This window comes from Micromonospora fluostatini (assembly GCF_050410825.1).
GTDB classification, from domain to species: Bacteria; Actinomycetota; Actinomycetes; order Mycobacteriales; family Micromonosporaceae; genus Micromonospora; species Micromonospora rosaria.
Genome location: NZ_CP191251.1, coordinates 5,848,958 through 5,873,289 on the forward strand (window position 1 = coordinate 5,848,958; position 24,332 = coordinate 5,873,289).

Here is a 24,332-nt window from a genome sequence, read left to right on the forward strand (position 1 = left end):
ATGCCCGCCGGATCGGCGTGACGTTCAGTCGCGCCCGGCGGTACCGCCGACGAACGCCCGCCACGCGCCGGGTGCGAACACCAGCGCCGGGCCGGTCGGGTCCTTCGAGTCGCGCACGGCGACCACGCCGGGAAGGTTGTCGGCGACCTCGACGCAGTTGCCGCCGCTGGTGCCGCTTCGAGTGCTCTTCCGCCATTGGGCGCTGGTCAGGTCCATTGGCTCGCCACTCCCTTGATCAGCTCTAGGGATTGCCGCCGCGACAGTGACTCGCTGCGGACACTTTCCCACCGCTCAAAAAGCGTATCCATGTCGTCCGGCTGGTCAACGACGTTCCCGCCCAGTTGAGTCTCGACATGCCCCACCCAACTGCCATCGGGCATCCGCGCGAGGGACAGCGGGCCGGACAGCCCCGCGTGAAGGCCGACCTCTGCCGGCACAACGTGAACGCTGACGTTCGGGCGCTCGGCGCAGGCGATGAGCTGCGCCAACTGCTCGACCATCGGCTTCTCATGGCCGTCGCCCGCGCGTCGTAGCGCGCCCTCGTCAACGACCGCGACGACCTGCGGCGGCGCGGGCCTGCCGAGAACCGCTTGTCGGTCGATCCGGGCGCTCACCCGGCGCTCAACCTCGTCATCGGTCAGGCGCGGGTCAAGGCGCAGCACGGCGCGGGCGTACGCCTCACACTGCAACAGCCCTGGGATCAGCGTCGGCTCGAAGTATCGAAGCTGGGTCGCCCCGCGCTCCGCGTCGAGCCACGGCAGGAACCACGACGGGGCGCCGAGCTGTGCGGCCATGCGCTCGAACAGGCCTCCGTTGTTGAGCGCCCGGTCCGCGCCACGAACGAAGTCGACAGTCAGGGCTCGTGTTCCCCCCTCGACCGCGCTCACGTGCGACGCGCTGAAACCGGCGCCCCGGCCGAACGCCTCCTGTGTCATGCCCGCTGCACCACGTGCTCGGCGCACCTCACCAACGATGAACGCCGCCAACGGACCTGGCAGATCGGCCATACACGACTCCCCAGAACGAAGATCGACTTTTCACGGCGTCCCGCCGGCCGGCCCCGCCGAGCCAGCGCCACCCACATCCCCGGCGCACCTTCCGAGGGTAGGGGTTGGTCACCCATTGTGGTTGCCAGGACACCGTGACGGGGTCCGGTGGGACGGTAGGGGATGGCCGTCCACAAGGCCGCCGGAGTCGATGCCCGTCGGGGTGTCCACGAGGGGTCGCCCCGGAACCTTCCGACTCGTTCCAGAGAGCGGGGGCGACCCCTCCCCACCACGAACCGCCCGGAGGGGACTCATGCGTATCCGTTTCTGGCGTCGTCGCCGCGCCTGCCCCGCTCGCGGGGTGGTCCCGGTGCCCGCCGCGAACCAGCGGACCACCCGCCACGACCGTCCCGGATCGGCCGGGCGACTCACGCCGGGCCAGGCCGCACGGCCCGAGCCGTCCGCCAGGGGTACCCGGTGATCGGGGACAGCGACCACGTCGCCGCCGGCCCGGCGTGGCGCTGCCCGACCGACGGCGACCCGTGGCCCTGCCCGCCGTTCCGGGCCCTGCCCGCCACCGAACAGGTGGCGCGGCTGTTGACCGTCTACGCCCACCAGGCTGTGCGGGACCTGCGCCACGCGGCCGATCCGGTCGAGCCGACCGACACCGTACGGCGGTTCCTCGGCGACCTGTCCGACGCGGACGCGAAGCGGGTCGCGTTGCGGCTGCTCCGCACCCGCCAGCCGATCGCCGACCCGCCGCCGACGTACCCGCACCGCCCTATGCGCCCGCTCTGGCGCTGCTCGGCGTGCCGCCTGCCGTGGCCGTGCGAACCCGCCCGACGTGGCCTGCTCGCGGCGTACCCCGGTCGCCGCGACGCGCTGCTCCGCCACCTCGTGTCGCTGAAGGTCGAAGCGCAGACCACCCTGACCCGGCTCGGCAGCCCACCGACCCCGGCGCAGCTCGACGAGCGCTTCGTCGCGTGGGCCCGCGCCCACGACCCCGCCGAAAGCTGACCCCGCCGTCGCCGGCCCCGCCGCCGGACGGGGGCCGAAGTCCTCGCCGGGCTGTGGGTCGAAGGATGTACGGGCAGATCGTCTCCCGCGACGACCTGATGCGTCGGGGCCGCGATGACACTGGACGTATGACCACCACCCCGGAGCGTGTCGGGTGAGCGTCGGACTGCTGTTGTCGCTCGCCGGGCTCGCGCTGATCGACAGCACCAGCATCGGGACCCTGTTCATCCCGATCTGGCTGCTGATGGCACCCGGCCGGATCAACGTCCGGCGGATCCTGGCGTACCTGGGCACCATCGCCGTCTTCTACTTCGTGGTGGGGGTGCTGCTCGCCGTCGGCGGCACCCGGATCGCCAGCGCCCTCGACGGAACGCTGGACAGCCGTCCGGTGCTCTGGGCGCAGTTGGCGCTCGGGGTGGGCCTGTTCGCGCTGAGCTTCCGGTACGACGGCAAGCGACGCAAGGCCGGCGGCGGCGGGGTGCTGCGCTGGCGGGACCGGGCCACCAGCGGGGACTCGTCGCTGCGCTGGCTGGTCGGGCTGGCGCTGCTGGCCGCGCTGGCCGAGGTGGCGACGATGCTGCCGTACCTGGCGGCCGTCGGCCTGATGACCACGGCGGAGCTGCCCGCCGCCACCACGGCGGCCCTGCTCGGCGGGTACTGCCTGGTGATGGTGCTGCCGGCGGTGGTGCTGCTCGGCGCGCGGCTCGCCGTGCCGAGGCTGATCGAGCCGCTGTTGGCCCGGCTGAACGAGTGGATCACGAAGCATGCCGGTGGCACGCTGGGCTGGATTCTCGGCATCGCGGGGTTCCTGCTCGCCCGCGACGCCGCCATCCGGCTCTGGCCCGGAGTGATCAGCGGCTGATACCGCGCCCGGCCACCGGGCCAGCACGGCCCATGACCCGGCCCGGCGGTCAGACGGTGACCCGGTGCGGGGCGGCGTAGACGTTCATGGTGCGGCCCCGGAGGAAGCCGACCAGGGTCAGGCCGGCCTCCTCGGCCAGGTCGACGGCGAGGCTGCTCGGCGCGGAGACCGCCGCGAGCAGCGGCAACCCGGCCATCCAGGCCTTCTGGGTCAGCTCGAAGCTGGCCCGCCCGGAGACCAGCAGCAGGTGCCCGGCCAGCGGCAGCCGGCCCGCGCGCACCGCCCAGCCGATCACCTTGTCCACGGCGTTGTGCCGGCCGACGTCCTCCCGCAGCACCACCTGCTCGCCCTCGGCGGTGAAGAGGCCGGCGGCGTGCAGGCCGCCGGTGCGGTCGAAGACCCGCTGGGCGGCCCGGAGCCGGTCCGGCAGGGCGGCCAGCACCTCCGCCGGCACGGTCAGCGGGTCGTCGGCCACGGCGAAGACGGACCGGGTGCGTACCGCGTCGATGCTCGCCTTCCCGCACACTCCGCAGGAACTGGTGGTGTAGAAGTTCCGCGCCGGGTCGGCGACCGGCTCGGGTACGCGGGGGGCGAGCACCACGTCCACCACGTTGTACGTGTTGGGGGTCTGGTCGCCGGCGCAGAGCTGGGCGGTCAGCACGTCGTCCGCCGACCGGATCAGCCCCTCGGTGAGCAGGAAACCGACCGCAAGGTCCAGGTCGTCACCGGGGGTCCGCATGGTCACCGCGAGCGGGCGGCGTCGACCCGGCCCCGCCGGCCCGACCCGGATCTCCAGTGGTTCCTCGACGGAGATGCTGTCGGGTCGCCGGACCGAGACGGGGCCGACCGTCGCGTCGAGGTCTATCCGGACCGTCCGGCGGCGGTCGGTGGCACGTCCCATCCCGCCATCCTGCCCGAACCGGGCGACGTCGCCCCCCGGACCGCTACCGTGGCCCGGGTGAGCGTGGCTACGGCGTCGTCGACGGCGCGTTCGGGGTACGCGGCGGTGGTGCTCGCCGGCGGCGCGGCCCGCCGGATGGGCGGCGTGGACAAGCCGGGCGTACCGGTGGGCGGGCAGCCCATGCGCGACCGGGTGCTGGCGGCGGTGGCCGACGCCGCCCCCCGCGTCCTCGTCGGCCCGCCCCCACCCGACACCGGGCCGTCCCCTTCCGATATCGGCCTGCCCCCACCCGGCACCGGGCCGCTCGCCGGGGTGTGGGTGACCCGGGAGGACCCGCCGGGCGGGGGCCCGGTCGCCGCCGCCTCGGCCGGGCTGGCGCTGCTCGGAGCCGACGTCCCCGTGGTCGCCCTGCTCGCCGCCGACCTGCCGTTCCTCACCCCGGACGCGGTGGCGGCGCTGCTGCGCGGGCTGGCCGACGGTACGGCCGACGGGGTCTGCTACCGCGACGCCGGTGGACGCCGGCAGTCGCTGTGCGGGGTGTGGCGGGTGCCGGCGCTTCGCGCCGCCCTGGCCCGGCTGGCCGGGGAGCGGGGCGGGAGCCTCGCCGGGGCGTCGGTCCGGAACCTGCTGGCCGGCCTGACCGTGGTGGACCTGCCCTGGGCCGGTACCGGGCCGCCGCCCTGGTTCGACTGCGACACTGACGACGACGTACGTCGGGCGGAGGAGTGGGCACGATGACGGTGATGGACGACTGGGTCACGGCGGCCTGCGCCGAACTGGGTCTCGACCCGGCCGAGGTGCCGGTTCCCGCCGTGCTGGACCTGGCCCGGGACGTGGCCCACCAGGTGCTGCGCCCGGGTGCCCCGGTCACCGCGTACCTGTTGGGGGTCGCGGTCGGGCGGGGGGCGGACCCCGCCGCGACCGCCGCCCGGCTCAGCGCCCTGGCCGGCACCTGGCCGGTGGAGCTGGGCGGCGACCGCCCGGCCTGACCCCGGCGCGGTCCGGCCCGCCTGACCCCAACGCGACCGGGCGGCCGTGGCGGGTGGTGTCCGATCCCGGTCGCGGCTGATCCGTCCGCGTGCGCCGTGGGTAGGGTGACCTTGACGGACGGAGGCGATCATGACGGCAGACCACCCCTCGGCGCCGGCTGGCCCATCCGGCGGCGCCCCGACGGAGAACGGCGGCACGCCGGAGCACCACGAGTCGGTCCTGCTCGACGAGCCCACCACGGCCGACCTGCGGGCCAAGGTGACCCAGGCCTGGCAGGAGTTCGCCCGCGCGTTCGCCGAACGGTTGCGGGACCTGCCCGCCGGCACGCACATCGAGCTCACCCTCGATCCGACCGCCTCCGGCACCGGCGACGCCGTGTACTCGATCAGCGTCGACCTCGACACCGACGGCCGGATCTCGGCGCGGGCGGTCGGCAACGCCACGCTCCCGACGGGGTACCGGCTGGACCGGGCGGCCGTGGCGGACATGGTCGCCCTCGGCTGGTCGCCGCCCGGCGTGGTGGAGGGCTCGGGCGAGGACTTCGGGCTGGCGGCCACCAGCGCGGAGGCGAGCAAGCTCGCCGCCCTGCTCTCCCGCACGCTGCGGGACGTCTACGGTGCCCCGCACCCGGCCTTCCTGGTCTACCTGGTGCACGACAGCGCGGGCAAGCCGGTCCCGGTGGAGCCGCTGGGCACGGCCCGCAGCGAGTTCGGCCCGGACCGCGACGTGGAGGCCGACCTCGACGAGGCGCTGGCCGCCGCCGCGGCCCCCGGCACGACCGTCGACAAGGACGTGCTCGCCCTCGACGAGCGGGTCCGCACCGTCGTCTCGACGATGCTGAAGTCCACCTCCGACCAGTTGCAGGTCGACCAGGACGGGGACATCAACATCCGGGCCGGGTCGGCGATGGTCTTCGTCCGGGTCCGGGACAACCCTCCCCTGGTGGACGTCTTCTCCCCGGTGCTCACCCAGGTCGAGCCGACCGAGCGGCTGTACGTCAAGCTCTCCGAGCTGACCAACCGGATGCCGATCGGCCGGCTCTACTGCGCCGACGACACGGTCTGGGCGTCCATCCCGGTCTTCGGCCGGGACTTCCAGCCCACCCACCTCATGCTGGCCGTGCAGGTGATGACGGGGCTCGCCGACGAACTCGACGACCGGCTGCACGGCGAGTTCGGCGGGAAGCGTTTCTTCGGCGAGGGCGACAAGCCCGGCAAGCGCGACGAGGGCGAGCCCCGCACCGGCATGTACCTCTGAGCCGTCCCGGTCACCGGCCGACCCCGCCCGCACCGCCGGCGCGGGTCAGCCGGTGACCGGTCCCACCCCCGGGGACTCGACCAGCCGGGACAGCACGATCGTGCTCCGCGTCGAGGTGACGAAGGGTTCCGCGCGCAGCCGTTCCAGCGCCGCCTCCAGGTGGGAGATGTCGGCGGCCCGCAGGTGCACCAGCGCGTCCGCCTCGCCCGAGACGGTGTACGCCCCGACCACCTCGGGGTGCCGGCGGGTGGCCGCGCTGAGCTGGCCCGGCGTGGTCCGGCCGGCGCAGAACAACTCGACGAACGCCTCCGTGGTCCAGCCGACCGCCGCCGGGTCGACCACCGCCGTGAACCCCCGGATCACCCCGGCCGAGCGGAGTCGGTCGACCCGGCGCTTCACCGCCGGTGCGGAGAGTGACACCCGGGTGCCGATGTCCGCGTACGACGCGCGCGCGTCGGCGACGAGCAACGCAATGATCTGCTGGTCAACCGCATCTATCTGCAACGTTCCGCCTTCGGCAAGCAATGTTCGTGGCTGTTCCTGAAGTTGTACGCTACCTACGCTTGGTGACCGTGGAGCAGCAGCGAGTCGCGCGAAAGCGGACATACCTCATGTGCTCGCCCGCGCACTTCGCGGTCGAGTACGCGATCAACCCGTGGATGGACCCGGCGACCCCGGTCGATCCGGAACTCGCCGTGAAGCAGTGGGACGGACTGCGCGAGACCCTGATCGGTCTCGGACACGAGGTGCACCTGCTCGATCCCGAGCCGGGCCTGCCGGACATGGTCTTCGCGGCCAACGGCGCGGTCACCGTGGACGGCACGGCGTACGGCGCCCGGTTCCGCCACGAGCAGCGCAGCGCCGAGGCCGCCGCACACCGGAGCTGGTACGAGGCGAGGGGCTGGCGGTTCGTCGCCCCGGTGCGGACCAACGAGGGGGAGGGCGACTTCGCGTACCTGCCGGACGCCCACGGCGGCCTGCTCCTCGCCGGGTACGGCTTCCGGACCGAACTGCCGGCGCACGCCGAGGCGCAGGAGGCGCTCGGCCGGCCGGTGGTGTCGCTGCACCTGGTCGACCCGCGCTTCTACCACCTGGACGTGGCGCTCGCCGCGCTCGACGACGCGAACGTCGTCTACTTCCCCGGCGCCTTCTCGGTGGCCAGCCAGCGGGTGCTCGCCCAGCTCTTCCCGGACGCGGTGGTCGCCGCCGACGAGGACGCCCTGGCGTTCGGGCTCAACCTGGTCGGCGACGGTCGTAACGTGGTGCTCGCCAGCGAGGCGACCCGGCTCGCCGGCACGCTCCGCGCCGCCGGGTACCAGCCGGTGCCGGTGGAGCTGGCCGAGCTGCGCAAGGGCGGCGGCAGCGTCAAGTGCTGCGTCGCCGAACTGCGCCCCTGACCGACCCGCCGCCGGTGGAGCACCGCACCGGCCGGGCGGCTCAGCCCAGCGTGGCCAGCTCGTTGATCAGGACGTTGGAGAGCACCTCGCCGTCGCGCTGGACCTTGCGCAGGTACCACCGTTGCTGCGGGGTACGCGACTGGTTGAACTGCCACGCCCCGCGCGGGCTGTCGATCTGGCCGATCCGGCCGAGCGCCAGGTTGACCTCCTGCGCGGTCGGCGCGTCACCGGCGAGCCGGATCGCGGCGTCGAGCACCTGCGCCGCGTCGTACGAGGCCATCGCGTAGGTGGTCGGCGAGGTGTTGTGCGTCTTGCGGTACACGGAGGCGAACTGCCGGTTGGCGGTGTTGTTCAGGTCGGCCGAGTAGTTCAGGGCGGTCATGATCCCCGTCGCCTCCGGCTCCCGGACCTCGCCGAGCACGGTGCCCTCGGTGAGGAACCCGGGACCGTACACGGGGCCCTGGTAGCCGGCCCGCCGCAACTGCTTGATGAACTGCACGGCAGCCTGGCCGTCGAAGAAGCAGAAGACGGCGTCCGGGTCGCGGTCCAGCGCCCGCTGGATGTCGGCGGTGTACGCGCTGTCGCCGGGGTTGGTGGCGGCGTCGGTCCAGACGACCGGGTCGGCGATGCGGGGGTCGTCCGCGCCGAAGCCGTTGCGGAAGCCCTCGACCACGTCCCGGCTGCCGACGCTCTCCGGCGCGATCACGGCGACCCGGCTGGCCGCCGGGAGCTGCTGGCGCAGGTACGACCCCATCGCCTCGCCCGGCTCGTTGAGCACGTACGAGGTCCGCCAGATGTAGACCACGCTCTGCAGGGTGGCGGGTGAGGCGTTGGAGCCGATCAGCGGCACCCGGGCCTGCTCGACGGCGTCCCGGATGGCGACCATGACCGCCGAGTTGACCACCCCGGTGAGCGCGAGCACGTTCTGCTTGAGCAGGCCGTCGACCGCCGCCTGACCGGTACGGGCGTTCTCGCCCTCGTCGGCGGTGATCAACTCGACCGGGTGCCCGCCGAGCCGTCCCCCGTTGAGGTCGAGGTAGAGCTGGAACCCGTTGACGATCTCGGTGCCGATGGGCTTGAGCGCCCCGGTCGTCGGCGCGACGAGACCGATCCGTACGGGTGTCCCGCTGTCTGTCGGGGCATCGTCGTCATCCGATCCGCACCCCGCGACCAGCCCGGCGGCACCGAGCCCGGCCAGCAGTTGCAGGGCCCGCCTACGGTTCATCTCCGACACCAGCGTCCTTCCCGTTGGGGGCTGGGCCGAACCGCCGCCCCTCGGCGTTCTACCTGCTCGGTCATGCTCCGTCAATCATTGTGCAGGGACCGTAACGCGCTGGTCACCTGGGGCCAGTGCGGTGACTCCGGATCGATGAGCCCGAAGTGCTCGCATCGAGGCAGCTCGACGAGGGTGACGGTCGATCCGGCGGCGGTCGCCGCGGCCACGTAGCCCCGGCTCAGCTCCACCGGTACCTGCTGGTCCAGGGTGCCGTGCAGCACCACCGTGCGGGTCCGCAGCGGCAGCCGGGCGAGCGGGTCGGCGACGGCGTACCGGTCGGGCACGTCCGCCGGGCCACCGCCGAGCAGCGCGGCCACCGCGCCGCCGTCCAGATCACGCCGGTACGCCTCGGCGAGGTCCGCCACCGGGGCCAGCGCCAGCACCCCGCCGACGGTGGCCGGGGCGTGCGCCGCCGCGTACAGGGCCAGGTGTCCGCCCGCCGAGTGGCCGACCAGGATCGGCGGGTCGGCGGTCACCCGGCCCGGCAACGCCCCGGCCGCCAGCGCGGGCAGCGCCGCGACCCCGGTGACGACGTCGGACAGGGTGCCCGGCCAGCCGCCCCCGGGCTGGCCGGTCCGCCGGTACTCCAGTTGGGCCACCGGATGACCCAGACCCGCCAGGGCCGCCGCGAGCGGCCCGGTGTGGGTGCGGTCGTACTCCGCCCGCCAGAAGCCCCCGTGCACCACCACGACCAGCCGGCGGGCCGGCCCGGAACCGCCCGGCCGGCGCAGGTCGGCGACCTGGTCCGGCTGCTCGCCGTAACGGACGGTGACGTCCGGCGGCGGGCTGGGCCGGCTGAGCACGCCCCGCGGGTCTGCGGTCATGGCCGCGACGGTAGCGCGCCCACCTGTGCGGCTACCGCCGGGTAGCCCCCGGTCCCGGCGAGCGGGCCCGGCGGGGCCTGGGTCAAGATGGGTGCCATGACGCAAGCGCGCTCCGCTGGACAGGATGACGAGCCGGGCCGCGACGGTGCCGGCGTGCCCGGCACGGTGGTGGTGGTCGGCCCGGACGGGCGGCCGGTCGGCACCGTGCAGACCGACGAGGCGCAGACGGGCGAGGACCCGGCGCGCCTGGTCGAGCAGCCGGCCAAGGTGATGCGGATCGGCAGCATGATCAAACAGCTACTGGAGGAGGTCAAGGCCGCGCCGCTGGACGACGCCAGCCGCAACCGGATGCGGGAGATCCACGAGCGGTCGATCGTCGAGCTGAAGGAGGGCCTCGCGCCGGAGCTGCGGGAGGAGCTGGAGCGGATCTCGCTGCCCTTCGCCGAGGAGCAGACCCCCAGCGAGGGTGAGCTGCGGATCGCCCACGCCCAGCTCGTCGGCTGGCTGGAGGGCCTGTTCCACGGCATCCAGGCCGCCCTGGTGGCCCAGCAGATGGCCGCCCGGGTGCAGTTGGAGCAGATGCGCTCCGGCCAGCGGGCGCTGCCCAGCGGCCCCGGCGGAATCGTGCCGGGGATGCCGGGCGTGGGCGGCCAGCCCGGCGGCGAGGGGCACAGCACCGGTCAGTACCTCTGACCACCGGCCGGCCCCGGCCGGGTCAGCCGGCCGGGTCGGCCCCGTCGAGCCCGAACACCCTCGCCAGGTACGTGGCCACGCCGTCCTCGGAGTTCGCCGAGGTCACCTCGTCGGCGATCGCGAGGACGGCGGGGTGCGCGTTCGCCACCGCCACCGCCCGGCCCGCCCAGGTCAGCATCGGTACGTCGTTGGGCATGTCCCCGAAGGCGAGCACGTCCCGGGCGGCGATGCCGTCCCGGTCGCAGTACCAGGCCAGCCCGGCGGCCTTGGTCACCCCGGCGGCGGAGATCTCCACCAGCCCGCCGTACGACGAGTGGGTCGCCTCGGCCAGCCCCTGCAACGCCCCGGCCACCACCTCGACGAAGACGTCCGGGTCCTGCTCACCGGCGCGGGCCAGCAGCTTCACCGCCGGTACGGAGTGCAGGTCCTCCGGCGACTCGACGGCCCGGATCGCGTCGAGATCGGCGTCCCAGCGCAGCGGGTAGTGCGTCTCGTGGCGCATCTGCCGGCTGTCGGCCACCTCCACCGCGAAGCTCACCCCGGGCACCGCGGCACGGAGCCGGCGGGCCACCTCGGCGAGCAGGTCCGGGGCGAGCGGGTCGGCCCGCAGCACCTCGTCGGTGGTCGGGTCGTACACCACCGCGCCGTTGGCGCAGATCGCCGGCAGCGGCTCGGGGAGCTGGTCGTACACCAGTTGCAGCCAGCGGATCGGGCGGCCGGTGACCAGCACCACCGGGGTGCCCTCCGCGCGGAGGCGGACCAGCAGGTCGGCGGTACGGCGGCTGATCGTCCGGTCGTCGGTGAGCAGGGTGCCGTCGAGGTCGGTGGCGACGAGGCGGGGTCGGTCTCCCATCACCCGCAGGGTAGTCGTCAGCGGGAGAGCAGCCGGTCGAGGTACACCGCCACCCCGTCGTCGTCGTTGCGCAGGGTCACCTCGTCGGCGGCGGCCCGGAGCATCGGGTGGGCGTTGGCGACCGCCACCCGTGCCCAGCCGGCCCACTCGAACATCGGCAGGTCGTTGGGCATGTCCCCGAAGACCAGCACGTCGGCCGGGTCGACGCCGAGCGTCTGCGCCACCACGGTCAGCCCGGTGGCCTTGTCGGTCGCCGGCGGGCAGATCTCGACGAAGCCGAGCCCGGCCTGGGTGAGGGTGGCCACCTGCGGCGGCACGATCCGCCGCGCGGTCGCCAGCAGTTCGTCGACGTGGTGGTCGGCGGTCCGGACGAACGCCTTGATCACGTCCCCGGCCAGGCACTCGGCCCGGGTCCGGGCCTCGAACCGGTCCTGGTACGGCCAGCTCGGGTGGTAGTCGCCCCAGAGCGGGGCGTCGTGGTGGTCCAGCGCCTCGACCATCACGGTCAGCGGGCCGACCTCGGCCTCCAGGTCGGCCAGCAACCGGGCCAGCACGTCGGCCGGGAGCCGGACGTCGCGCAGCACCACCGGACCGGCGGGGTCGCTCTGGTCGACCACCCGGCCGCCGCCCGCCAGCACCAGGAAGTCCGCCGCGCGGATGTCGTTGCGGGTCAACTCGGTCAGCCGGGGGCCCCGGCCGGTCGCGCCGACCACCGGAATACCGGCGGCCCGCACCCGGTCCAGCACCCCGTGCGTGTACGCGGAGACGGTGTCGTCGCTGCGGACCAGCGTCCCGTCGAGGTCGGTGGCGATCAGTTTGGGCAGTCCCGGGCGGGTCATCGTTCCTCCTTCGCCCGCCGCCGTCGTGCCGGCCGCCTGGTGGGGCCGGTTGCTGCTGGACCCACGACGGCGGGCAGCAACCGTACCTCGGAAAACCGGTCGCAACCACGGCTTCCGCGCTAATCGGGCACCAACCCGGGGCGGACACCAGGTGACGTCGTCGTGCCGGGCCCGCCGCCCGTGGGCGGGTGGGTCAGGCCGGTGGCTCCGGGCGGGCGAACGGCACGGTCGGCTGGACGGTGAGATCGGCCGGGGCGGGCAGGTCGTCCTCGTCGGCCGCCCGCCGGTTCCGGCGGCCCCGCCGCCAGCCGGCGAACCCGGCCGGCGGGTCGTCGCCGTGCTCCGGCCGATCGGCGGATCCGTCGTGGCCGTCGGTCGTCGGGTCGTCCCCTGCGTCGTCCGCCCGCCCGCCGGTGGCCGCCGGGCGCCGACCGGAGCCGCTGAGCTGGAGCGCCGCGGCGAGGAAGAGACACCCGACGAAGGCCATCACCAGCCCCCGGCCGTACTCGACCTCGAAGCCGTCCTCCGGGGAGTAGAACAGGGTGCGCTGGCCCGGGTCGTCGAGGGCGAACCCGGTGGCGACCAGCAGCGCCAGCAGCGCCGCCGCGAGGGCCAGGCCGGCTGTGCGGGCGTTACGCCGCACGGTCGGGGTGCCACCGAGCGCGAGCGCCACCACACCGCTCAACGCGAGGAGCCCGACCAGGTACCCGACCCCGAAGCCGCCGACCTCGGAGACGTTGCCCGGGATCCGCAGGGCGGTGTTGCCCTCGGGGCCGCTGTTCGGCACGGTCATCACCAGCCACTCGCCGACCAGCGACGCCACTGCGGCCACCGCCCCCAGCCCGGCCAGCACCGGTGGGAGCCGCCGGTCCCGACCCAGGTCGGACAGGGTACGGCCGATCCGGCCCGCCGGCCGTTCCGCCGCCGGCCCCCATTCCAGGACGGCCGCGCCGTCGGCGCGGTCCTCCTGCCGTGGGATGGCGATCTCCTGCTGTCGTGGGATGGGGAGATCCTGGGACATCGGCCATCCTTCCGCCTGCGGGCGCCGGAACCGTCGGGAGATCCCGGCCGTCGGTCGGTGCGGACCGCGCGTCGCCCCGGTCGTCGTCCGTCCGGACACCACGTCGGCCCGAGGCGAATCATGACACAGACACTGGTCGCCGACCGGATAGCGCGCGGCCGGTCGCCGGGCGGCCCGGCTTCGGTTAGCGTCAGGGCATGCCTATTCGTACCGCTTCCGCACGCTGGCAGGGCACCCTCACCGAGGGGTCCGGCACGGTCCGTACCGGTAAGGGCGGCTTCGCCGGGAACTACTCTTTCAAGTCCCGTTTCGAGGAGGGCGAGGGGACCAACCCCGAGGAGCTGATCGGCGCCGCGCACGCCGGCTGCTTCTCGATGGCCCTGTCCAAGCTGCTGGCCGACGCCGGCTCGCCGGCCACCTCCGTCGAGACCACCGCCAAGGTGCACCTGGACAAGACGGACGCCGGGATGACCGTGACCCGGATCGACCTGGAGACCGTCGGCGAGGTGCCGGGCATCGACGAGGCGCAGTTCACCAAGCTGGCCGAGGGCGCCAAGGAGAACTGCCCGATCTCGCGGCTGCTCTCGCCGGGCGCGCAGATCAGTCTCACCGCCCGCCTCGCCTCCTGACGACCCACCCGGACGTACGGCCCACCCGGCCGTGCCGTGCCCGCCGGCCCCGCACCGGGCCGGCGGGCGGTGCTCCCGTGCGCTGAAGTCGGCGCGCGCGTCGGGCAGAATGGTGGCGTGCCGGTCGAGATGAGCCGAGAGCGTTTCGAGGTACTGGTCGGCGAGGCGCTCGACGAGGTGCCCGAGGAACTGCTCGGCCTGATGAGCAACGTGGTGATCCTGGTCGAGGAGGACTCGCCCCCCGGTGAGCCGGAGCTGCTCGGGCTCTACGAGGGGCACGCGCTCACCAGCCGGGGCTGGGACTACTCCGGGGTGCTGCCGGACCGGATCTTCATCTACCGCCGGCCGATCCTGCGGATCTGCGACACCGAGGACGACGTCGTGGACGAGGTGGCGGTGACCGTGGTGCACGAGATCGCCCACCACTTCGGCATCGACGACGACCGGCTGCACGACCTGGGCTGGGCCTGACCAGCCTCCGCCCGCTTGCGGTGCTGCCCTACCGTCGCGGGCAGGTACGCGAATCAGGAGGCGCCCCCACCATGCGTAGCGAGCTGTTCTCCGCGGAGAACCTGGAGAAGGAGTCCGCCCAGCCCGGCATGCGGCTGCAGAACTCCAAGATGTTGAAGATCAGGCTCAACGGCGAGGCGATGGCCCGGGTCGGGTCGATGGTCGCCTACCAGGGGCACGTGCAGTTCCAGGCGCTCGGCTCGGGCGGGCTCGGCAAGTTCCTCAAGCAGAAGCTGACCGGTGAGGGCGTGCCGCTGATGAAGCTCACCGGCCAGGGGGACGTCTTCCTCGCCGACTTCGCCAAGGACGTGCACGTCATCGACCTGGAGCCGGGGGACGCGCTCTCCATCAACGGTTCCAGCGTGCTGGCCTTCGACCCCACCCTCCAGTACGACATCCGGATGGTCGGCGGCACCGGAATGGCCGCGTCCGGCCTGTTCAACTGCATCTTCACCGGCTACGGCCGGATCGCCATCACCACCAAGGGCGCCCCGGTCGTGCTCAGCGTGGACGCCCCCACCTACGTCGACCCGCAGGCGATCGTCTGCTGGTCGGCCAACCTCCAGACCGGGTACCACCGGGCCGAGCAGCTCGGCCTGGGCACGCTGCTCGGCCGGCGGACCGGCGAGGCGTTCACGATGAGCTTCGCCGGCCAGGGCTTCGTGGTGGTCCAGCCCTCCGAGGAGCCGCCGGTCGCCGGCAGCGGCCAGCAGGAGCAGAGCGGCGGCCTCGGCAGCCTGTTCAGCTAGCGGTGGTGTAAGGAGGGGCCCCTTCTTAACGCTTCCGGTAGAGCAGGGGCCCCTTCTTAACACCGCCGTCGGGCCGTCGCGCCGCCGTGTGCGTCAGGCTGGCACCGTGTGTCAGGCCGGCACCGTGGGCCGGGCCGCGTAAGGGATGGGGCGGTCACTCGCCGCGGCGTAGGCGGGCCAGCCAGGCCGCCGCGTCGGCGTAGTCGGAGTCGGAGAGCCCGGCCGGGGCGGGCACCGGTCGGTCGCCCGCCGTCGGGGTGGCCCAGCGGTGCCGGGGGTACGAGCCGAGGAAGCGGACGTCGGCGCAGACCCGGCGCAGCCCCTGGAGGGCCTCGCCGAGCCGGACGTCCGCCACGTGCCCGGTGCAGTCGAGGACGAAGACGTACCGGCCGAGGGCCTCGCCGGTGGGCCGGGACTCGATCCGGGTCAGGTTGACCCCGCGTACCGCCAGCTCCATCAGCACCGAGAGCAGGGCGCCCACCCGGTCGTGGGCGATGTAGACGGCCAGCGAGGTCACGTCGTCGCCGGTGGGTGGCGGGGGCGGACCGGGCCGGGAGACCAGGGCGAACCGGGTGACCGCGTCGGGGTGGTCGCCGAGCTTGTCGGCCAGCACGGCCAGCCGGTGCCGGGTCGCGCCGATCGGGGCGCAGATCGCCGCGTCGTACGCGCCGGTCGCCGCGCCGGTCGCCGCCGCGCCGTTGGAGAGCACGTCGACCACCACCGCGTCCGGCAGGTACGTGCGCAGCCACTGCCGGCACTGGGTGGACGCCTGCGGGTGGGCGGCGACCGACCGTACCGAGGCCAGCGTCGTACCCGGCCGGGCGCCGAGCACGAAGTCCACCGGCAGGATCACCTCCCGGGTGATCACCAACGGCTCCCCCTCGGCCAACTCGTCCAGGGTCACCCCGACCGCTCCGCCGATCGAGTTCTCCAGCGGAACCAGGGCGGCGTCGGCCTCCCCGCTCCGGACCGCGTCCAGCGCCTCCGGCACACTGCGGGCCGGCGTACGGGTGCCGTGCTCGGCGGCGGGAACGGTGCGGAGCGCCTGCTCGGAGAAGGTGCCTTCAGGGCCGAGGTAGACGAAACGGGTCGGCGGTGTTCCGGGCATGGCGACAGCCTACGCACCCGGGACGCCCCGGCAGGCCGGCGTCCGGGTCCGGTACCCGGCCCGGGGACGCCCGCCACCAGCCCACGTGCCCGAGGGGTTGCCGTGGGATTCCCGTGCTCGGGAGCGATCGGTCAGCCGGCCGGGACGCCGTCGCAGGCCAGCGTCCGGATGCCGGCCGGGGCGGTGGCCCGTACCTCGGCGGTGCAGACGTCGGTGCCGGCGGTGACCAGCTCGGGCGCGCCGGGCTTGCCCCGGGTGACCACCTGGAGACGTTCGTGCCCGGTGACGTCGAGCATGGTCCAGTGCCAGTCGTCGGCACAGAGCGGACCGGTCTGCGCCTTCGCCCGCGCCCCGGTGGGCAGCAGCCGGGGCCGGCCGCGCACCAGCGCGATCACGGTGCTGGCGCTGGGCCCGTTGCGGCAGGCGGTGGCGGTCGGTCCGGACCCGACCAGGGGTGGACCCGTGGTGACGCCGGGAACGCCGCCAGGCGGCACCACACCGGGCGCGCCGGGGGCCGGTGATCCCGGCCAGCCGCCCGGCAGTTCGGTCCCCGGTGCCCCGGGCAGCCCGCCCGGTGGGAGTGGCGACCCCGGCAGGCCGCCGGGCGGCAGCGGCGACCCCGGCAGGCCCCCCGGTGGCAGCGGTGACCCGGGCGCGGCGCCGGGCAGCGGCGTACCGCCCGGTGCCGACGGGCCGGCGGTCGGGGTGACCGGCCGGGGCGGCGGCAGCCGCCCGGAGTTCTGCAGCTCCGGCGGGGTGCCGCAGGCGGTCGCGGACAGCAGGACGAGCAGCGCGACCGGGGCGACCAGCCGACAAGGCGGGGTGTGACGGGGTGCGGTGGGCGGCACGAGCCGATCCTTGCATCGGAGAACATCACTGTCTGCGGGGGTTGAGCCCATCGTAGAAGGCGCTCCGCCGCAGGTGAAGGTGGCACCGCAGGATGAGGTGGCGCGCGTCGCCCCCGCTCGGGGTGATTGAGCGGGCGGACCCCGGTGGCCGTCACCGGTCCGGCCGCCGGGGATCAGCCATCAGAACATGCGAAATCGGGCACCAGGGCGGGTGGGCCCGGGTGTCAGATCGTGGGAAACCGGGCGCGCCCCGCGCCGGCCGCGCCGCCCGTCGGCCCCGGCGAAAAAGTGCGGGAGTCACCCGTCGGCGACGACGGTGCGGGAGCCGCCCGTCAGACCTCGGAGAAGAAGGTGAGGGAGCCGGCGACCGCGCCGCCGGCCAGCACCGGGGTGGAGATGGCGTCCACGGTCGCGTCCGGCGCGCCGGCCGTCGCCTGGACGCGCAGCAGCCCCCGGGCCAGCCGGCCCGAGTGCAGCGCCAGCAGCGGGGGGATCTTGTCGGTGTCCTGTTCGGTCAGTTCGCCCCGGTAGGCGGTGAAGTCGAGCAGGCGCAGGCCGCCGTCGAGCAGCGGGAGCCCGATCACCTCCTCCGGCGTGCCGAGGCAGAGCAGCCGGCAGCCGGACGACGAGACCGCGACGACCTTGGTCTCCGCGTCGATGAGCAGGCACGGCTCGGCGGCCCGGGAGACGGTCGCGGACCAGGTGCCGACGGTGTCGGACTCGGGCTCCGCGAGAGGCGGCACGGTCGGCACGAACGCTTCCGAGAGCGAGAGTTCGACGTGGGCCACCGCGCCTCCTAGGTACACCGCCGGTCCGTCCACGCTAGCCGGTCGTCGTGCTTCCCGCCCGGCCATGCCGGACCGCCGGATCGCCGGCACGGGGCCGGACGCCCGGGTGCGGGCGGCGTGGACGGAAGGGGTGAGGCAGCTCGGTGGAACAGGCCACGTGGCGTCGCCCGAGACGTTACCGTCGGTTGGCCGCCTTGTCAGCGGCCGTTCGGCCCTCGTCGTACCACCGGTAGTCGCCCGCCGGACGGTACGTGCCCTTCAGCCAGGTGCCGGGGTGCTGGGCGACCTGGGAGAGCTTCTCGGCGGTGGCCGGACTGATCCGGTTGCCACCGGCCACGAGGAGCCGGTCCAACTCCCGGTGGGTCGCCATCAGACAGTCCTTCGGCAGACCGTAGACGCTGATCACGCCGGAGCCGACGAAGATCAGCACCGGCGTCACCGGGATCGGCAGGCCCACCGCGTCGGTGAGCGCCTTGGCGGCGCGCTTGGCGTCGCGGCGGGTCTCCTGCACGTACGGCGGACGCTTACCGTTGATCTGCACCACGTCCCCGGCGACCAGCACGCGGGAGCGGCCGTGGTCGGCGATGGTGATCGCGAAGAGCCCGCTCGGACCGATGGCGAGGAAGCCCGCGCGGTCGTCCTGCCCGGGGTCGAGCAGGAGGTCGGTGGGGTCCGTGCGGGGCCACTCGACGACGTGCCAGGACGGCCCGAGGTGGTCGAGCTGCCCGAGGGCGCGGGCCCCGGCGGCCTCCAGCCGGCGGGCGCCCCGCTCGGCCCGGCGGCGCCGGGCCCACTCCATCGGTGTCGGACGGGCCGACCCGAGCAGGCCGGGGGCCTCGCCCCGGTCCTGGGAGACGTCGGCGGGCGGCAGTGCCCGACCGGTGGGTACGGCTCGTCGTGCGGGATAGACAGTCATCGCGACCTCCGGCAAAAGGTCCCTCGAAGTTATGTCCTCACTACCCTACGTTGCTGGACCCGGTGTTCGGCAAGGTGGAGCGCCGGAGTGAGTGCGGATGAATGCCATATTCACTCCCACGTCTTTTCTCGCATGCCGTCAATCCCTGCCTACGCTGCCAGGGTGACCCACCATGTGGACAGTGAAGTCGGCGCACTCGGCACGGTGCTGCTGCACCGCCCCGGCCCGGAACTCGCCCGACTCACCCCCCGGAACAACGACTCCTTGCTGTTCGACGCTATCCCATGGGTGGGAAGGGCGCAGGAGGAGCATGACGCCTTCGCCGCTGCGCTGCGGGAACGCGGCGTGGAGGTGCTCTACCTCGCCACCCTGCTCGCCGAGACGCTCGCCGTCGACGAGGCCCGCGCCGACCTGACCGACCAGGTGCTGCGCTCGCCCCGGCTCGGCGACACCCTCCGCCGCCGGGTCGCCGAGCACCTGGCCTACCTGGACCCGGTCGCCCTCGCCGGGGTCCTCGTCGCCGGGCTGGCCCACGAGGAACTGCGGCTCGGCCCGGACCGGCCCGGCGGCCTGGTCTACACCCTGATGGACCGGCACGACTTCGTCATCGACCCGCTGCCGAACCTGCTCTTCACCCGGGACTCAGCGATCTGGATCGGCGACCGGGTCGGGGTCACCAGCCTCGCCATGCCGGCCCGCCGCCGGGAGACCACGCTGACCGAGGCGATCTACCGGCACCACCCGCGCTTCGCCGGCACCGAACTCGTCTACCACCCCCGCCTGGAGCACCTGGAGGGCGGCGACGTGCTGCTGCTCGCCCCCGGCGTCCTCGCCGTCGGGGTGGGCGAGCGGACCACCCCGGCCGGCGCGGAACGCCTCGCCCGGCAGGTCTTCACCGCCGGACTGGCGCACACCATCCTGGTGGTCCCGATCGCCCAGGAGCGGGCCACCATGCACCTGGACACGGTCTGCACCATGGTCGACGTCGACGCCGTCCTGATGTACCCCAACGTGGCCGACACGCTGACCGCGTACCCGGTGGTGCCGGGCGAAGACGGCGTGCCGAGGGTCGGCGCGGCGGCACCGTTCCTGCGCGCGGCGGCCGACGCGATGGGGCTCGACCGGCTGCGGGTGATCGACACCGGCCTGGACCCGGTCACCGCCGAACGGGAACAGTGGGACGACGGCAACAACACCCTCGCCCTGGCACCCCGGCTCTGCGTCGGGTACGAGCGCAACGTCGAGACCAACGCCCAGCTCGAACGGGCCGGTATCGAGGTGATCCGGATCGCCGGCTCCGAGCTGGGCTCGGGCCGGGGCGGCCCGCGCTGCATGTCCTGCCCCCTGGTCCGCGACCCCCTACCCGGGTGAAAGGAAGGGCCCCCTGTTAACGCTTTCGGTAGAGGAGGGGCCCCTTCCTAACACCCGCCGACAGCGCGCCCGGCGAGAGTGCGACCAGCCGTCGCGAGCGCGCCCGCCCGGCGAGCGGGCCGGTGGCCGGGTCAGCGGAGGGTGAGTTGGCGACCGAGCAGCCCCTGCCGGGCCCGGCGGCCCGCCGCGTCCAGCGGGGTCGGGTCGGCCAGCGCCTCGGCGTACCGCTTGGCGAACTGGGTGACCGGGTCCTCCCACTCGCCGGCCGGGACGTCCTCGGGCAGGTCCCAGACCGGCACCAGCCGCCCGTGGGCGCGGAACATGCCGGCGAACCGGGTGTTGTCGCCGAGCGGCAGCGTGCCGGCGGCACCCAGCCGGGCCAGCGCGTCGAGCGCGGCGTCCTCGTCGTCGGGGAGGACCCACCGGACGTGCGCCTTCTCCGGCACCTGGCACCAGTACGCGGCCGGCGCGGCGGAGAGCCGTACGGTCGGGTAGACGGCGGCGTTCGCCCGTTCCAGGGACGCCTGCACGGTCGGGTCGGAGGCGGCCTCCGGCTCCAGCCAGAACTCGAAGCCGTCGTGCATGCTCACGTCGAGCGGGCCGTCGGCGAGCAGGTCCTGCAACCGGGGGCCGGGGCCGGGCAGCGGGGGCACCTCGACCGTCCGGCCCGGCTCGGTCCGCAGCGCGCAGAGCAGCGACTCGGCCAGGTCGCGGGAGACGTCCCCGGACTGCTGGTGCCGTTGCAACCCGACGAAGACCGTCCCGTCGGACCGGGCCATCGCCGGGGCGGCCATCGGCAGCACCGTGGCGAGCACGATCGGCCGGTCGGCGTGCTCGGCGGCGAGGTCGCCAGTGAGCCGCAGCGGCGCGGAGGCGGCCGGCACCAGTTCCCGCAGGGCGATCCACTCCGGCTCGTCGGCCAACCCCTCGAACGGTCGGGGTACGAAGACGTCGCGGACCTTCGCCCGCTTCGGAGTGGCTTCGGCGGCCCGCTGACTCTTTCGACGCTTGCTCACGCCGAGACAGCCTAGAGGCCGGACCCGACCGGGGTGGGACGGACCCGCCCCGACCGGCCGTTCGGCCGGCGTCGGCCCGCCCGCAGGAGCCGGCCGGCGCGCCCGGCCGCGCCGAGAGCCGCCCGTTTTCCCGGTGGCGGCCGGCCGGAGGTGCACCATCTCCCGGTGGCGGCCCGGCCGGAGGTACGCCGGTCGCGGCGGGTCAGCCGGCGACCGCCAGATCCGCGCGGCCGGCGAGGACCGGGTCGAACTCGGCCCAGACGCTCTGCCCCAGGCCGTCGCGGTCCACGCCCCACCGGGTCGACAGCCCGGCCACGATGTGCAGCCCCCGCCCGCCGATCGCCTCCGGGCCGGCCGGGCGCATCCGGGGCCCGGCGGCGGCCCCGCCGTCGGTGACCCGCAACTGGATGCGGACGCCCTGGGTGGCGGGACAGACCCGCCAGGCCACCCGGACCACCCCGCCGGGCAGCGCGTCGGCGTGCCGGACGGCGTTACCCACCAGTTCGGCGAGGACGGCGACCAGATCGGGCAACAGGGTCGGGGAGACCACGTCGGTCAACTCGTCGACCAGCCGACGCCGGGCCATCCGCGCACCGACGGCGTGGTGGGGCACCACCACGCACCAGGAACGCTCGGCCCGTCCCGTCCCCACGCCCGTTCCTTCCCGCCTGTCGCCGTGCCGGGTCATCCGCGCGGCAGCCGCACCTCTGCGACGGTACCGCCACCGGCTCTCGGTCGGAGTGATACCCAACCATTCTGCTGCTCAACGATCTGTCGGACCAGATAGAGACCGAGGCCGGCACCCGGGTACCGGCGCCGGTCACCGGACTCGCCCTGCCAGAACCGGTCGAAGGCCCGCTCCACGTGCTCGGGACGGATGCCGATGCCCCGGTCGCTGACCCGGAACGCGACGGTCTGCCCGTCGGCGTCGGCGGTGATCTCGATCGGGGTACCCGGGTCGGAGTACTTGCCGGCGTTGGTGCTCAGCTCGGTCAGGACCGTGGCGAGGCTCTGCCGGTGCCCGCGCGCGGGGGGCAGGTCGGCGGGGAGGTCGAGCCGGAGCCGGTGCCGTACCTCGCCGGGGATGTCGACCACCGCGGCCCGGAGCGCGTCGGCGAGATCGAAGCGGACGGGCGGCTGCACCCCCGGCCCGGCCTCGGCGGTGGAGGAGAGCAGCCGGTCGACGAGCCGGGCCAGTTCGTTGGCCCGCTGTCCGATGATCCGGACGGCCTGCCGGCGGTCGGTGTCGGTGAGCGACTCCCAGTGGTCGTTGAGGGTGTCCGCGTACCCCTTGATGACGGTGACCGGGGTGCGCAGCTCGTGGCTGGTCACCGCGACGAACAGCTCGCGGTCGTGGGCCCGGCGCTGCTGGTCGGTGATGTCGCGGAAGGTCACCACCCGCAGGTCGCCCGGGCCGGGCAGCTCCCCAGCGTTGATCTTGAGCCAGCGGCCGTCCGGCAGTCGGTGGTCGAGCGCCCGGCCGGCGGGGGGCAGCGGGAACGGCACCGGCTCGTTCAGGGCCTGGCGGGCGGGGCGGCCGGTGACCCGGGCCGCCGCCGGGTTCCACAGCCGGACCCGGCCCGCCCGGTCGACCACCGCCAGCCCGTCGGCGAGCGCCGCCACCACCGGACCGTCCCCGTGGACGGGCAGCCCGTTCCGGTCGCTGTACATGTGCGCGATGCAGGCGGCCAGGTACCCGATCGTGGCGTGCTGGGTGGTGCGGACGGGCTCGTCGCCGTCCCGGTACAGCACGTGCAGGCTGCCCACGGTGACCCCGCCCAACTCGGCCCGGGAGACGACCATCCAGGCCAGCCCCCGCTCGACCAGCTCGTCGGCGAGTTGCCCGGTGAGGTGGGACATCCGTACCTGCTGCACGCGGGGGCCGGTGAGCAGGCAGACGGTGGCCGGGTCGGTGGCCGACAGCGGCCGACCGAGGGTCCACTGGCTGGCCCCGGTCGCCGCGATCACCCGCCCGCCGGTCGAGGTGAACTCCACGAAGGCCATGCCGGCGGCACCGAGTGCGGGTTGGACCTCCTGGAGCAGCCGGGTGAGGACGGGCAGGCCGGCGTCGCCCGAGTTGATCATTTCCATCGCGGCGTTCTGCCCGGCGATGAGAGCGGCGAAGTCGGTGTGCTCGGGCATGCCCCGAGTCTGCCCGCTCGACGGGGCGCCGGGCACCCCCCGACCGGTCCGGCGTCGAGCCGCCACAGGCGTCGATCCAGGCCCGAGCATCACCCGGAAATGGGCAGCCGGCTGGACGCCGGCGGCCCGCTGGCGGCGGGCGCCGGGGCGGGGCAGCTCATCGGCCGAGTCGGGCCAGGGTCCGGGCCGGTCGGTCGGTGATGATCCCGTCCACCCCGGCCGTCAGCACCAGGTCGAGGTCGGCCGGCTCGTTGACGGTCCAGACGTACACCTGGTTGCCGGCCCGGCGCAGCGCCGGCACCAGCTCCGGTCGGGCCCGGAGCAGCTCGACGCCGGGGCCGGCGATCCGGGTGCCGAACGGCAGCCGGCCCAGCCGCAGCCAGCGCGGCAGCGACTCCACCAGCAGCACCGTGGGCAGGCGCGGGGCCAGCTCCCGGGTCCGGCGGACGGCCAGCGGGGAGAAGGACATCACGGTCACCCGGACCGGGTCGTCGGGGCCCGGATCGGCCAGCCCGTACCGGCGCAGCAGCGCGACCAGCCGCCGCTCGACGCTCCGGCCGTACCGGGTGGGGTGTTTCGTCTCGATCAGCAGCCGGACCGGCCGGCCGGCGGCGAGCACCGCGTCGAGCAGCCGCTGGAGGGTGAGCAGCCGGGTGCGCGACTCGTCCACCGGGTCGACACTCCCCGCCGGCCCGCAGCCCGGGTGCCAGGAGCCGAAGTCGAGCAGGTCCAACTCGGCGAGGGTACGGGCGCTGACCAGGCCGTGCCCGTTGCTGGTCCGGTCCAGCCGGCGGTCGTGCACGCAGACCAGGTGCCCGTCCCGGGTCAGCCGGACGTCGCACTCCAGTCCGTCGGCCCCCTCGTCGAGGGCCCGCAGGTACGCGGCGAGGGTGTGCTCCGGCAGGTCGGCCGAGGAGCCGCGGTGCGCGAAGACGAGTGGGTCGTCCATGGCGTCGACCGCTACAGCACCCGGCCCGGTTGCCCGTCGGTGCCGACCACGGGCCGGCCGGCGGCGGCCCAGTCGCCCATCCCACCGGCGACGTTGCGGGCCTGGTCCCAGCCGTGGCGCACCAGGTAGGCGACCACCTGGGCGGACCGGCCGCCGGACCGGCAGATCACCGCCACCTCGCGGTCGTCGGGCACCTCGGCCAGCCGGGCCGGCAACTCCATCATCGGCAGGTGGTGGGCCTGGGGCGCGTGCCCGGCAGCCCACTCGTCGTCCTCGCGGACGTCGAGCAGGTACGTCTCGTCGGTGATCTCGGTCACGGGCATGGTGGGCACCTGGGGTCCGAACACGGGTACCAAGCCTAGATCCTCCGCCCGGCCGACGCGGTGTCGA

Annotated in this window: 29 protein-coding genes; 11 read left to right on the forward strand and 18 right to left on the reverse strand. The window is 74.3% G+C overall.

The window, feature by feature from the left end; genetic code table 11:
• Positions 1–24 precede the first annotated feature (24 nt).
• Both ACQUFX_RS25925 and ACQUFX_RS25930 read right to left on the reverse strand, forming a co-directional pair.
• Positions 25–216: a DUF397 domain-containing protein gene (locus tag ACQUFX_RS25925; RefSeq protein WP_428962848.1), complete on the reverse strand. Its 192-nt coding sequence runs from the start codon at positions 214–216 to the stop codon at positions 25–27.
• A complete protein-coding gene (locus tag ACQUFX_RS25930; RefSeq protein ID WP_428962849.1) occupies positions 207–1,007 on the reverse strand; it encodes a helix-turn-helix domain-containing protein in 801 nt (266 codons plus the stop codon). The genes ACQUFX_RS25925 and ACQUFX_RS25930 overlap by 10 nt, the downstream gene beginning before the upstream one ends.
• Before the next feature lie 456 nt (positions 1,008–1,463).
• Between ACQUFX_RS25930 and ACQUFX_RS25935 the strand changes: the two genes are divergently transcribed.
• Together ACQUFX_RS25935 and ACQUFX_RS25940 are read left to right on the forward strand one after the other, a co-directional pair.
• The gene (locus tag ACQUFX_RS25935) at positions 1,464–2,003 is read left to right on the forward strand and encodes a hypothetical protein (RefSeq protein WP_428962850.1); all 540 of its coding nucleotides are present in this window, start codon (positions 1,464–1,466) and stop codon (positions 2,001–2,003) included.
• 154 nt (positions 2,004–2,157) lie between these two features.
• Positions 2,158–2,865, forward strand: coding sequence for a GAP family protein (locus ACQUFX_RS25940; RefSeq protein ID WP_428962851.1), 708 nt, complete (start codon positions 2,158–2,160; stop codon positions 2,863–2,865).
• Positions 2,866–2,914: 49 nt separating this feature from the next.
• Here ACQUFX_RS25940 and fdhD read toward each other — a convergent pair whose 3' ends face one another.
• The gene (fdhD, locus tag ACQUFX_RS25945; protein WP_428962852.1) at positions 2,915–3,766 is read right to left on the reverse strand and encodes a formate dehydrogenase accessory sulfurtransferase FdhD; all 852 of its coding nucleotides are present in this window, start codon (positions 3,764–3,766) and stop codon (positions 2,915–2,917) included.
• A gap of 135 nt (positions 3,767–3,901) precedes the next feature.
• Here fdhD and mobA point away from each other — a divergent pair, with 135 nt between their 5' ends.
• The 3 genes from mobA (at position 3,902) to ACQUFX_RS25960 (ending at position 6,013) form a co-directional block, all read left to right on the forward strand.
• Positions 3,902–4,504: a molybdenum cofactor guanylyltransferase gene (gene mobA, locus ACQUFX_RS25950; RefSeq protein ID WP_428967081.1), complete on the forward strand. Its 603-nt coding sequence runs from the start codon at positions 3,902–3,904 to the stop codon at positions 4,502–4,504.
• On the forward strand, positions 4,501–4,755 hold the full coding sequence (locus ACQUFX_RS25955; protein ID WP_067361914.1) for a DUF6457 domain-containing protein: 255 nt from the start codon (positions 4,501–4,503) through the stop codon (positions 4,753–4,755). The genes mobA and ACQUFX_RS25955 overlap by 4 nt, the downstream gene beginning before the upstream one ends.
• A 130-nt stretch (positions 4,756–4,885) precedes the next feature.
• On the forward strand, positions 4,886–6,013 hold the full coding sequence (locus tag ACQUFX_RS25960; RefSeq protein ID WP_428962853.1) for a T3SS (YopN, CesT) and YbjN peptide-binding chaperone 1: 1,128 nt from the start codon (positions 4,886–4,888) through the stop codon (positions 6,011–6,013).
• Between the two features lie 45 nt (positions 6,014–6,058).
• On the opposite strand, the gene ACQUFX_RS25965 is transcribed toward ACQUFX_RS25960, so the two are convergent.
• Entirely contained in the window at positions 6,059–6,517 is a 459-nt protein-coding gene (locus tag ACQUFX_RS25965; RefSeq protein WP_428962854.1) for an Lrp/AsnC family transcriptional regulator, read from the reverse strand.
• Positions 6,518–6,576: 59 nt separating this feature from the next.
• Between ACQUFX_RS25965 and ddaH the strand changes: the two genes are divergently transcribed.
• Positions 6,577–7,410 (forward strand): dimethylargininase, encoded by an 834-nt coding sequence (ddaH, locus tag ACQUFX_RS25970; RefSeq protein ID WP_428962855.1) that lies wholly within the window; start codon positions 6,577–6,579, stop codon positions 7,408–7,410.
• A 40-nt stretch (positions 7,411–7,450) separates the two neighbouring features.
• Here ddaH and ACQUFX_RS25975 read toward each other — a convergent pair whose 3' ends face one another.
• Both ACQUFX_RS25975 and ACQUFX_RS25980 read right to left on the reverse strand, forming a co-directional pair.
• On the reverse strand, positions 7,451–8,644 hold the full coding sequence (locus tag ACQUFX_RS25975) for an ABC transporter substrate-binding protein (protein WP_428962856.1): 1,194 nt from the start codon (positions 8,642–8,644) through the stop codon (positions 7,451–7,453).
• Positions 8,645–8,715: 71 nt separating this feature from the next.
• A complete protein-coding gene (locus ACQUFX_RS25980) occupies positions 8,716–9,510 on the reverse strand; it encodes an alpha/beta hydrolase family protein (protein ID WP_428962857.1) in 795 nt (264 codons plus the stop codon).
• Positions 9,511–9,597: 87 nt separating this feature from the next.
• On the opposite strand from ACQUFX_RS25980, the gene ACQUFX_RS25985 reads away from it, so the two are divergent.
• Positions 9,598–10,203: a bacterial proteasome activator family protein gene (locus ACQUFX_RS25985; protein WP_428962858.1), complete on the forward strand. Its 606-nt coding sequence runs from the start codon at positions 9,598–9,600 to the stop codon at positions 10,201–10,203.
• A gap of 22 nt (positions 10,204–10,225) precedes the next feature.
• Here ACQUFX_RS25985 and ACQUFX_RS25990 read toward each other — a convergent pair whose 3' ends face one another.
• From ACQUFX_RS25990 to ACQUFX_RS26000, 3 genes are all read right to left on the reverse strand, one after another.
• Entirely contained in the window at positions 10,226–11,056 is an 831-nt protein-coding gene (locus ACQUFX_RS25990) for an HAD family hydrolase (protein WP_428962859.1), read from the reverse strand.
• A gap of 17 nt (positions 11,057–11,073) precedes the next feature.
• Positions 11,074–11,895 carry an HAD family hydrolase gene (locus tag ACQUFX_RS25995; RefSeq protein WP_428962860.1) on the reverse strand — a complete coding sequence of 274 codons (822 nt, stop codon included), beginning with the start codon at positions 11,893–11,895 and terminating at the stop codon, positions 11,074–11,076.
• Between the two features lie 193 nt (positions 11,896–12,088).
• Positions 12,089–12,916 carry a hypothetical protein gene (locus tag ACQUFX_RS26000; protein WP_428962861.1) on the reverse strand — a complete coding sequence of 276 codons (828 nt, stop codon included), beginning with the start codon at positions 12,914–12,916 and terminating at the stop codon, positions 12,089–12,091.
• A 197-nt stretch (positions 12,917–13,113) separates the two neighbouring features.
• Between ACQUFX_RS26000 and ACQUFX_RS26005 the strand changes: the two genes are divergently transcribed.
• The 3 genes from ACQUFX_RS26005 (at position 13,114) to ACQUFX_RS26015 (ending at position 14,804) form a co-directional block, all read left to right on the forward strand.
• Positions 13,114–13,545: an OsmC family protein gene (locus tag ACQUFX_RS26005; RefSeq protein ID WP_067361886.1), complete on the forward strand. Its 432-nt coding sequence runs from the start codon at positions 13,114–13,116 to the stop codon at positions 13,543–13,545.
• 129 nt (positions 13,546–13,674) lie between these two features.
• On the forward strand, positions 13,675–14,016 hold the full coding sequence (locus ACQUFX_RS26010) for a metallopeptidase family protein (RefSeq protein WP_067361959.1): 342 nt from the start codon (positions 13,675–13,677) through the stop codon (positions 14,014–14,016).
• Positions 14,017–14,087: 71 nt separating this feature from the next.
• Positions 14,088–14,804, forward strand: a complete 717-nt coding sequence (locus ACQUFX_RS26015; RefSeq protein WP_428962862.1) for an AIM24 family protein — start codon at positions 14,088–14,090, stop codon at positions 14,802–14,804.
• A gap of 154 nt (positions 14,805–14,958) precedes the next feature.
• Here the strand turns inward: ACQUFX_RS26015 and pheA are convergent, their stop codons facing one another.
• From pheA to ACQUFX_RS26035, 4 genes are all read right to left on the reverse strand, one after another.
• The gene (gene pheA, locus ACQUFX_RS26020) at positions 14,959–15,912 is read right to left on the reverse strand and encodes a prephenate dehydratase (RefSeq protein ID WP_428962863.1); all 954 of its coding nucleotides are present in this window, start codon (positions 15,910–15,912) and stop codon (positions 14,959–14,961) included.
• A gap of 131 nt (positions 15,913–16,043) precedes the next feature.
• Positions 16,044–16,760, reverse strand: coding sequence for a hypothetical protein (locus ACQUFX_RS26025; RefSeq protein ID WP_428962864.1), 717 nt, complete (start codon positions 16,758–16,760; stop codon positions 16,044–16,046).
• 332 nt (positions 16,761–17,092) lie between these two features.
• Positions 17,093–17,548 (reverse strand): hypothetical protein, encoded by a 456-nt coding sequence (locus tag ACQUFX_RS26030; RefSeq protein WP_428962865.1) that lies wholly within the window; start codon positions 17,546–17,548, stop codon positions 17,093–17,095.
• A 175-nt stretch (positions 17,549–17,723) separates the two neighbouring features.
• Positions 17,724–18,464 (reverse strand): hypothetical protein, encoded by a 741-nt coding sequence (locus ACQUFX_RS26035; protein WP_067361878.1) that lies wholly within the window; start codon positions 18,462–18,464, stop codon positions 17,724–17,726.
• A gap of 132 nt (positions 18,465–18,596) precedes the next feature.
• Here ACQUFX_RS26035 and ACQUFX_RS26040 point away from each other — a divergent pair, with 132 nt between their 5' ends.
• On the forward strand, positions 18,597–19,835 hold the full coding sequence (locus ACQUFX_RS26040; RefSeq protein ID WP_428962866.1) for an arginine deiminase: 1,239 nt from the start codon (positions 18,597–18,599) through the stop codon (positions 19,833–19,835).
• Positions 19,836–19,966: 131 nt separating this feature from the next.
• Here ACQUFX_RS26040 and ACQUFX_RS26045 read toward each other — a convergent pair whose 3' ends face one another.
• From ACQUFX_RS26045 to ACQUFX_RS26065, 5 genes are all read right to left on the reverse strand, one after another.
• The gene (locus ACQUFX_RS26045; RefSeq protein ID WP_428962867.1) at positions 19,967–20,851 is read right to left on the reverse strand and encodes a DUF5926 family protein; all 885 of its coding nucleotides are present in this window, start codon (positions 20,849–20,851) and stop codon (positions 19,967–19,969) included.
• Positions 20,852–21,053: 202 nt separating this feature from the next.
• Positions 21,054–21,539, reverse strand: a complete 486-nt coding sequence (locus tag ACQUFX_RS26050) for an ATP-binding protein (protein ID WP_428962868.1) — start codon at positions 21,537–21,539, stop codon at positions 21,054–21,056.
• On the reverse strand, positions 21,536–22,993 hold the full coding sequence (locus ACQUFX_RS26055) for a sensor histidine kinase (RefSeq protein WP_428962869.1): 1,458 nt from the start codon (positions 22,991–22,993) through the stop codon (positions 21,536–21,538). The genes ACQUFX_RS26050 and ACQUFX_RS26055 overlap by 4 nt, the downstream gene beginning before the upstream one ends.
• Before the next feature lie 157 nt (positions 22,994–23,150).
• Entirely contained in the window at positions 23,151–23,942 is a 792-nt protein-coding gene (locus tag ACQUFX_RS26060; protein ID WP_428962870.1) for a glycerophosphodiester phosphodiesterase, read from the reverse strand.
• Positions 23,943–23,953: 11 nt separating this feature from the next.
• Entirely contained in the window at positions 23,954–24,289 is a 336-nt protein-coding gene (locus ACQUFX_RS26065; RefSeq protein WP_067361866.1) for a rhodanese-like domain-containing protein, read from the reverse strand.
• Positions 24,290–24,332: the final 43 nt, after the last annotated feature.